This is a genomic window from Proteus myxofaciens ATCC 19692 (genome assembly GCF_001654855.1).
In the GTDB taxonomy this organism is placed as follows: domain Bacteria; phylum Pseudomonadota; class Gammaproteobacteria; order Enterobacterales; family Enterobacteriaceae; genus Proteus; species Proteus myxofaciens.
In genome coordinates this window covers 1-7,463 of record NZ_LXEN01000115.1, presented here as the reverse complement: position 1 = coordinate 7,463, position 7,463 = coordinate 1, and the positions used below count along the sequence as shown (strand labels likewise).

The window sequence follows — 7,463 nt, the reverse complement described above, 5'->3', positions numbered from 1 at the left end:
TGAGAAAAGATGATCTTGTTACGACGATACCTTCTTGGCAATTAAGTCACTATTTATTCATTTTTCTTTTCTTTAAAAAAAATGAAATAAAAAAAATATGCTCATCGAAATCGATAAACATACTGAGCCAAATTAGGCTTTTAAGAACATTCTTATTCGAAGTCTATTCGCTTTAATCGTGATGCAAAGTCATATTACTTTTATTTACAACATCACCACATGTATTACTGCGAGGTCATTTTCGTGAATTAACCACAAGCGCATGACAACACTTGCAGATAAAGGACACATTAGATTATCTCTGGTAGAAGAAGAAATAGATCGTTTAAAACAAAGTTGACGATATTCAGTATCATTGTTATTTGATTCTTCAACACTTGATCTTTTCAGTCTAAGTCAGCTTAATAGAGTCATTAAAATAGGCCAATCCCCAACACTTTAACAAGCCGATCGAAAATTTTTGCAGTTTCAAAATAAATGAAAAAAGCCTATTGATACCGATCGACTACGTAAATATCTAGCAAAATTTGATTTAAATTGGGATAAAATTCACGATGGAGAATAATTGTTCAATATGGAGCTTACTTTTTTAGGTACGAATGCCGGTGTTCCTTCTAAAGAACGCAACGTCACCAGTATGGTGATTGATTTACAAAATAAACAAAAAAGTATGTGGATGTTTGATTGTGGTGAAGCAACACAACACCAAATTTTGCACACACGTATAAAAGTGTCGCGTATTAATAAAATTTTTATTACACATTTACATGGCGATCATGTATTTGGTTTGCCAGGATTACTCTGTAGTCGTTCAATGGGTGGAACTGAAACACGATTAACAATATATGGCCCCAAAGGAATAAAGCGTTTTATTGAAACTACTCTTTCACTTAGTGGCTCTTATCTTACTTATCCATTAGATATTGTAGAAATAGAAGAAGCGAGTTTTCTATTTAAAGAAGAAGGAATCAAAGTCAGTTGTCAGCCACTCTCTCACCCAGTGTTCTGTTTGGGTTATCGATTAGAAGAAGAAAACCGTGCTGGTAAATTAGATGCAGAAAAGCTGAAAACAGAAAATATCCCAGCAGGCCCTTGGTTACAGTCATTAAAGCTAGGCGAAAAAGTTACATTACCTGATGGTAGAGAAATAAATGGCCAAGATTATGTTGGTCCTAAAATTAAAGGTTGTCATATTGCTATTTTTGGTGATACACAACCTACGCCTAACGCCTTAATATTAGCAAAAGACGCAGATGTTATTGTACATGAAGCAACCTTTAAACATGATATGGCAGAACAAGCAAATAGCCGTGGGCATTCAACAACAGTCCAAGCAGCACAACTAGCAAAAGAAGCCAATGTAAATAAACTGATTATTACGCATATTAGTAGCCGTTATTTACTTGAAGATGCTGAAGAATTACTTGCAGAAAGTCGTCAAGTTTTTAATAACACTGAATTAGCCAGTGATTTTACTGTATTTAAATTGTGATAACTTTTATTACACACTGTTTTTATTAAGTATAAATAGAAAAAAGCGCTATAAGCTGATAATTATCATTTATAGCTTTTAGCGCCTTTATCATTCATTAATACATAGCTTATGCTGGCTGGCTTTCTGCCTTATTAACTGTTGTTTTTATTTTCTTTATTTTGCCATCTTGCAAAATAAAGTTAACCTTACCATCCCAAAATTCGGCTAAAAAAACATCTTCTGGTTTTTCAATATGTTGCTTTTCCATTTCAGATTTTAGCCACGTTTCATCTTTTTCGATTTGTTCTAATGCGGAACCTAAAATAGCGCCATCACTCATAACAATTAAAGAAGGCATTTGTGCACCATCACAAACAACGGTTATTTGTCCATCAGGTTCTATCTGTGCATAACTAATTTCTTGAAAAGAATGAATACCTTGAGCATGAAGTCGAGAGGTTATATTAAGGATATCTATTTTATTTTTTTTCTCCGTTATATTCTCCATAATAAATTGACCTTTCTTTATTATAGGAATGGGATTACCTATTGTTACGGAGCGAAAGAAATTAAATTTTTTACTTATATAGTTAAGAAGAGATATGAAAATCACACCAATCAGAAAGACTGTAATGTATTGGTATAGAGGGATAGCATCCGTATATATAACACCTCCCATTATCCCACCTAAGACAAAATTACCAATAAAATCAATAGGTGTTAATTGAGAAAGCTGTGTTTTCCCTGACAAATTCATATGAACTAATATAATCGTAAAACCGATGATAAATTTAATAACGACTAAAAAATAATATTCCATTTGCGTCTCACATCTCTGACAATCTGATTATATTGTATTAGGATAGATATTATAAAACAGAAAAATCTATATTGATAAATCTCCCCATTAATTTATCTTATCTGCCTAAGTTTTATTTTGACGTTGAATAATGACTTAATATACTTTTAGGGTTGTTGATTTTAAGACAATCACTATACTCAATAAAGGGAATTACTTGTAACATTCTACTGTTAACTCAATCAAGTCTCGTATAATTACTTAATTAAATGAGATATGACCAAATTGGTGTGGATACATACTTTGGAGAGAAAAATGAATAAAAAATTACTTGCTTCGTTAATTCTAGCTGGTCTTGTTGCTGTTACTGCGGGTTGTGATGATGCTTCTAAAAAGGCCGATGATGGCATTGATAAAGCGAAAGAAACGGCTACTCAAGTAAGTGAAACAACGAAAGACAAAGCAAATGAGTTAACTGAACAAGCAAAAGATAAAGCAGCTGAGCTCAAAAAAGATGCAGCTGAAAAATCAGATGAAATTTCAGATAAAGCTAAAGAACTGAAAGACAAAGCTGACCAAAAAGTCGATGAGTTCAAAAAAGATGCATCTGAAAAGTCAGATGAACTTTCAGATCAAGCTAAAGAGCTGAAAGAAAAAGCTGAGCAAAAAGCAAGTGACTTAAAAACTCAAGCAGATGAAAAAGCGGATGCATATAAAGAAAGCGCATCCCAAAAAGCTGATGAACTAAAAAGTGCAGCTTCTGCTAAATCAGATGAAATTAAACAAAGTTTTAATTCTCAAAGTGACAAATTATCAGACAAAGCATCATCTCTTAAAGAAGATGCTAATAAAAAAGCCGATAGCTTAAACAAAGATGCAAGCAACAAAGCTGATCAGTTAAAAGCGGATGCATCAAAAGCCGGCGATGATGTAAAACAGCACGCTCAAGAGACTGAGAAAAAAGCATTAGATAAAGCTGATGATTTGAATAATCAAGCTAAACAAAAGATTGATAATCTAAAATCTGAAAATAAATAACCACATTTCAGTATTTTTGATAAAACAGAAGCCAGTAATTTTTACTGGCTTTTTTTTGTGCTAAATTTGTATAAAAAAGACAAGGCTTGAACGATTAAGCAAAAAATGCAACTATAATCGGCCTTTTTTAACAGGAGAAACCTATTAAACTGAAAAAATGATTGTTTGATACGAGTAATAAACTGATTTTATTTTGATTTTTTATCAAAGATAGTAAAAATACTAATATTTATGCACTTTTAAAAGACATCTATTACTTTGATGTTTTATTCAAATTATCTTATTAACTTTTCCTCACTGGTTTTAACGAAAAGACCAGCAATTCGTTTGAGTTTTGAAAATCATTTCAAAGGAAAAGAACACAAATAGGTTAGCTATGAGTCAACAAAATGAAATAACACCAAACAAACCTAGGATGAAAATTAATCCTCCTGTATTTTATACGTCAGCGATATTAATTTTAATTGTTGTCGGTTTTTCAGCGTTATTTCCTGATCTCGCTAATGAAAAACTAGGCCATCTTCAAGAAAATCTTTTCACTAACGCTAGCTGGTTTTATATCCTAGCAGTAGCACTTATCTTAATAAGTGTCACTTATTTAGGGCTTTCTCGATTTGGACAAATCAAATTAGGCCCTGATCATGCACGTCCTAACTTTAGTTATTTTGCTTGGTTTGCAATGCTTTTCTCAGCAGGTATGGGAATTGGCTTGATGTTTTTTGGTGTTGCAGAACCTGTAATGCACTATCTAATGCCACCAACAGGTGATGCTCAAACGATAGAAGCCGCCAAAGAAGCAATGCGATTGACCTTTTTCCATTGGGGATTACATGCATGGGCCATTTATGCCATTGTCGCATTAATTTTAGCTTTCTTTTCATATCGCCATGGTTTACCTCTAACATTACGTTCAGCACTTTATCCCATTATTGGTGATCGTATTTATGGGCCAATTGGTCATGCTGTTGATATTTTTGCTGTCATGGGTACCGTTTTTGGTGTTGCAACTTCTCTTGGATTTGGCGTATTACAAGTTAATGCTGGACTGAATCATCTTTTCGGTTTACCAATGACGCCAATGATCCAAGTCGTTCTGATTGTCGTCATTATGTGCCTTGCCACTATTTCTGTTGTTTCAGGATTAGAAAAAGGAATACGCTTCTTATCAGAATTAAATTTAGGCTTAGCCGTTTTACTTCTTTTACTTGTTTTATTGTTAGGCCCTACCGTTCTCATTTTAAAGTCATTTGTTGAAAACACAGGTGGATATCTCTCTGAAATAGTGAGTAAAACCTTTAATCTTTACGCTTATGAGCCTAAGTCGAGCGATTGGCTTGGTGGTTGGACGCTTCTATATTGGGGATGGTGGCTTTCATGGTCTCCTTTTGTGGGGATGTTTATTGCCCGTATTTCTAGAGGACGTACTATTCGTGAGTTTGTGATAGGCGTACTTTTTGTACCAGCAGGTTTTACATTAATTTGGATGACCGTTTTCGGCAACACCGCAATTTATCTGATTAAAGATAAAGGCGCTGAAATGTTAGCCAATGTCGTTCAACAAGATGTATCATTAGCTCTGTTTGAATTCTTAAATTACTTTCCTTTCTCATCAGTGCTTTCATTCTTTGCCATGTTGATGGTTATTGTCTTTTTCGTGACATCAGCGGATTCAGGTGCCATGGTTGTTGATACATTAGCCTCTGGTGGTGATAGTGATACTCCTGTTTGGCAACGTATTTTCTGGGCTGCATTAATGGGAATCTCAGCTATTACACTATTATTAGCAGGTGGATTAAGCGCACTACAAACGGTGACTATTGCCAGTGCCTTGCCATTTTCAATGGTATTGCTAGCTTCTATTTATGGTTTAATTAAAGCGTTACGAGTTGATGCATATAAACGAGATAGCCAGCAACAAACAACCATTGCGCCAACCGCAAGCCGTAATCCTATACCTTGGCAACGTCGTTTAAGAAATATTGCTTATTTTCCAAAACGTTCTCATGTTAAGCGTTTTATAGAAGAGGTAATCCGTCCTTCTATGGAGATGGTTTCAGAAGAATTAAGTAAGCAGGCTATTCAATGCCATATACATAATGAAGCTGAAGATAGAATTGGCTTTGAGGTTGATTTAGGCGAAGATATGAATTTCTTCTATGAAGTTCGTTTACGCTTTTATACTCAACCCGCGTTTGCCTTAGTAGGATTAAGCGATGAAGAAAAGGATGAAGAGCATAAATATTATCGTGCTGAAATTCATTTAAAAGAAGGTGGTCAAGATTATGATGTGATGGGATGGACAAAAGAACAAGTTATCCACGACATTCTTGATCAGTATGAAAAACATATTCATTTCTTGCACGTATTAGGAAAACAGTAACCAGTATTTATCTTTATCTAAAAAGAGATGATAGGAAACTATCATCTCTTTTTGTTTATATCATAACAATCTTTGAATTTTTGATATTTCTTTTTTGTCTGTTATTGCATAGATTTTTTCGTTTGTTTTCCTAAAGAAGCTTTACTTTCAGGTGATAAAACGATTAATTCTTTCAACAAGGCAGATAAGCGTTGTAAATTTTCAGTTGAAAACTGCTGCTCTAAAAGTTGATAACCTTCTTCAATTTTAGGCTGTATCTCTTCATATAGAGCTTGGCCATTTGCAGAAAGAGAAACAAAGAGTTTTCGTTGATCACTTACTGGCTTTAATCGACAAATTAAGTCGTCTCTTTCCATTCTAATCAAAATCCCCGTTAAACTAGGGCGAAGGATACACACTTTCTGCGCTAATTCATGGAAATCGATAGAACGCTTATCTACAAGCACACGAATAATCCGCCATTGTTGTTCTGTCAGATTATGCTCTTTGAGGATCGGACGAAAAAAACCCATCGCCGATTCTCTAGCTTGTAATAGCGCGATAGTTAATGATTCATGCATAGTCAAAAAGCTCTTGTTATAGGTGTTATAAATGAAATTTATGTTTTATAGAAATAAATTTTGGAGAAATACAGCAATTTAGATTTCGTTGAATACTCAACGCTTCTTATCAAGAATAGACTGTTTGTTACAATTATTGATATTATCAAATAATTAATACTGACTCAATTTTTGCAATTTTATCCTGTGTTTCTCTATTTTTTTAGGCATTTCATTAAGTAACACTACCTATCATCCTCAACACCTAGATTGCTTATTTGTGCTATTTATCATTAAGTTGTTCATATCGCTTAATTTACCTAGTACCTTTTAGATAAATTATGAATAATAAGCATTGCGATAAGGTTGTCTCACAACGTTTTAGATAAAGTTAACAGGTTGTAACAAACAAAGATTGCTATCTTTGTTCATGCGCGGTAGCGTTATGGTATGACACAAACGTGATAAATACATCGGCAACATCTATACAACTTTGTTTCGCGTTTATTGTTAGATAATATTTTGCCTTATCTAACGAATGATTAATTTAAGTGAAGACACCACAGATGAGAAGTCTGGTAGTAGGAGTAAATGATGTCTGAGGAAAAACAGGCTAGCCCACTTTTTCGTGATGCCATGGCAAGCTTAGGTGCCGCGGTTAATATTGTTGCAACCGATGGTAAAGCTGGGTGCTGTGGCCTAACAGCAACAGCTGTATGCTCAGTAACGGATAATCCGCCAACCGTCATGATTTGCATCAACAGTAAAAGCCAAATGAATGCTATTTTCCAAGAAAATGGAAAATTAAGCATCAATATTTTAAACCATGAACAAGAAGAAATGGCCTGCCACTTTGCTGGAATGACCGGCTTAGCAATGGCAGAACGTTTTACGCAACCTGGCTGGCAACGAGGCCAACAGCAGCAACCAATATTAATTAATGCACTCGCAAGTCTAGAAGGTGATATTTATGATGTCCGCCAAGTGGGGACTCATTTTGTTTATATGACTGAAATTAAAAATATTACAGTACGTGAAGATGGTCATGCCCTTATCTATTTTAAACGTCGATTTCATTCTGTTAAAAATGAGCAAATAATTACAACCGTTTAAGTTTTAATATATTTATCTTAATATCACACGCCTTAATTGGCGTGTTTTTATTAAGTACTTATTTAACAAAAGTGAATATTTATTTTTATAATCTTTATATTCAATATCTCTTTATTTTTT

Annotated in this window: 6 protein-coding genes; 4 read left to right on the top strand and 2 right to left on the bottom strand. The window is 34.1% G+C overall.

Going from position 1 to position 7,463, the window contains the following annotated elements; all coding sequences use genetic code 11:
* Positions 1-574 precede the first annotated feature (574 nt).
* Positions 575-1,492, top strand: a complete 918-nt coding sequence (rnz, locus tag M983_RS12295) for a ribonuclease Z (protein ID WP_066751243.1) — start codon at positions 575-577, stop codon at positions 1,490-1,492.
* Positions 1,493-1,601: 109 nt separating this feature from the next.
* Here rnz and M983_RS12290 read toward each other — a convergent pair whose 3' ends face one another.
* Positions 1,602-2,294, bottom strand: coding sequence for a DUF421 domain-containing protein (locus M983_RS12290; protein ID WP_066751241.1), 693 nt, complete (start codon positions 2,292-2,294; stop codon positions 1,602-1,604).
* Between the two features lie 294 nt (positions 2,295-2,588).
* On the opposite strand from M983_RS12290, the gene M983_RS12285 reads away from it, so the two are divergent.
* Complete coding sequence (locus M983_RS12285) at positions 2,589-3,311, top strand: hypothetical protein (RefSeq protein ID WP_066751240.1); 723 nt, start codon at positions 2,589-2,591, stop codon at positions 3,309-3,311.
* 376 nt (positions 3,312-3,687) lie between these two features.
* Complete coding sequence (betT, locus tag M983_RS12280; protein WP_066751238.1) at positions 3,688-5,691, top strand: choline BCCT transporter BetT; 2,004 nt, start codon at positions 3,688-3,690, stop codon at positions 5,689-5,691.
* Positions 5,692-5,792: 101 nt separating this feature from the next.
* Here the strand turns inward: betT and hpaR are convergent, their stop codons facing one another.
* Positions 5,793-6,251 (bottom strand): homoprotocatechuate degradation operon regulator HpaR, encoded by a 459-nt coding sequence (hpaR, locus tag M983_RS12275; protein ID WP_066751236.1) that lies wholly within the window; start codon positions 6,249-6,251, stop codon positions 5,793-5,795.
* A 573-nt stretch (positions 6,252-6,824) separates the two neighbouring features.
* On the opposite strand from hpaR, the gene hpaC reads away from it, so the two are divergent.
* Complete coding sequence (hpaC, locus tag M983_RS12270) at positions 6,825-7,343, top strand: 4-hydroxyphenylacetate 3-monooxygenase, reductase component (protein WP_066751233.1); 519 nt, start codon at positions 6,825-6,827, stop codon at positions 7,341-7,343.
* Positions 7,344-7,463: the final 120 nt, after the last annotated feature.

Coding starts and splice junctions, on each gene's coding strand:
- M983_RS12290 (WP_066751241.1), bottom strand. CDS start 2,294: ATGGAATATTATTTTTTAGTCGTTATTAAATTTATCATCGGTTTTACG.
- M983_RS12285 (WP_066751240.1), top strand. CDS start 2,589: ATGAATAAAAAATTACTTGCTTCGTTAATTCTAGCTGGTCTTGTTGCT.
- hpaC (WP_066751233.1), top strand. CDS start 6,825: ATGTCTGAGGAAAAACAGGCTAGCCCACTTTTTCGTGATGCCATGGCA.
- rnz (WP_066751243.1), top strand. CDS start 575: ATGGAGCTTACTTTTTTAGGTACGAATGCCGGTGTTCCTTCTAAAGAA.
- betT (WP_066751238.1), top strand. CDS start 3,688: ATGAGTCAACAAAATGAAATAACACCAAACAAACCTAGGATGAAAATT.
- hpaR (WP_066751236.1), bottom strand. CDS start 6,251: ATGCATGAATCATTAACTATCGCGCTATTACAAGCTAGAGAATCGGCG.